This window comes from Streptomyces sp. NPDC052107, assembly GCF_040680215.1.
GTDB lineage: Bacteria > Actinomycetota > Actinomycetes > Streptomycetales > Streptomycetaceae > Streptomyces.
The window spans coordinates 1-1,035 of sequence record NZ_JBFAWG010000331.1 but is presented as its reverse complement, the minus strand read 5'-3'; the positions used below and the strand labels follow the sequence as shown (position 1 = coordinate 1,035).

Annotated in this window: 1 protein-coding gene; it reads left to right on the top strand. The window is 74.0% G+C overall.

The genetic code is table 11. The features are described 5' to 3' along the window. Positions 1-1,035, top strand: a 1,035-nt coding sequence (locus AB0M27_RS48235) for a hypothetical protein (RefSeq protein ID WP_365732515.1), incomplete at both ends; no start/stop codon positions are given.

Genomic DNA, 1,035 nt, shown 5'->3' with positions numbered 1-1,035 from the left:
CTCGTTGCGGGGCTTCTACCTCGCGGCGCCAGGGCATCTGGAGGGAGGCGGCGCCGCCCCTGGCGAATCGCAGCAGGAGCCGCCCGAGCCCGACCTCTCTGCCGACTCCAAGGCCGCCTCCGCCGACGACGGTCGGCGCGCCGCCGCGCTGTTGGCCCTCCTGGAGGACCCGCACCGGACGGCGTACACGATGGACCCCTACGGGGACCGGTTCGGCGACGACCTCCCCGGCGCCCTGCTGGTGACCGAGGACTTCTTCGCCGGGTCCGGTCTCGCCGAGGCGATGTCTCCGACGGGTCAGTCCCCGCATCGCGACGCCGACGGCACTGCCGCTCCCTACGCGGTGCTGGGCAGCGACTCCTCGGCGAAGGACCCGTACGCGCTCACGGTCGGGGGCGTCCTGCCGCCGCCGACGCGTGTGCAGTTCCAGGACGCCATGATCCCGGTGACCGGACGACTGGCGCCGGGCGCCACCGCTCTGGATCCGATGATGGGATCGGTTCCGCTGGACGGAGCCGTCCTGGTGGTCGTCCCGCCCTCGGCGCTGGCGAGCCTGTACCCGCCAGACGCGCTGGAGGCCATCCTGCTGCGCACCATCGTCCTGGGCCAGGACGCCGTCCCGGCGCTGGATGCGGCCGGACGAGCCCTCGAAACGGACGCTCTGGTGGTCAACGCTGAGCCCTTGACCCCGCAGTCCTCTGCGCTGCTGCAGTCTCTGAGCGCCAGCTCCCGCACGCTGCTCGTCCTGTTCGGCGCGGCGGTGCTCGGCGCCGTCGTCTCCCTGTTCGGCGTTCTCGGCGTGCTCGCCCGGGCTCTCGCCCCCACCTGGCGGATCGCCGCGATGGTGGGCGCCGCCCGCTGGCAGGCCGCGGTGCGGATCATCGTTCCCGTGCTCTTCGCGTGGGTCCTGCCGGCCGCCGTCGGTCTCACCGCGGGCGCGTCCGCCCTGCCGGGGCCGCCGCCCACCGGTCTGACGTCCACCGCGCTCATCGCCGTCATGGCGATCGGCGCCGTCGCCACCCTGTCCTCCTGGCG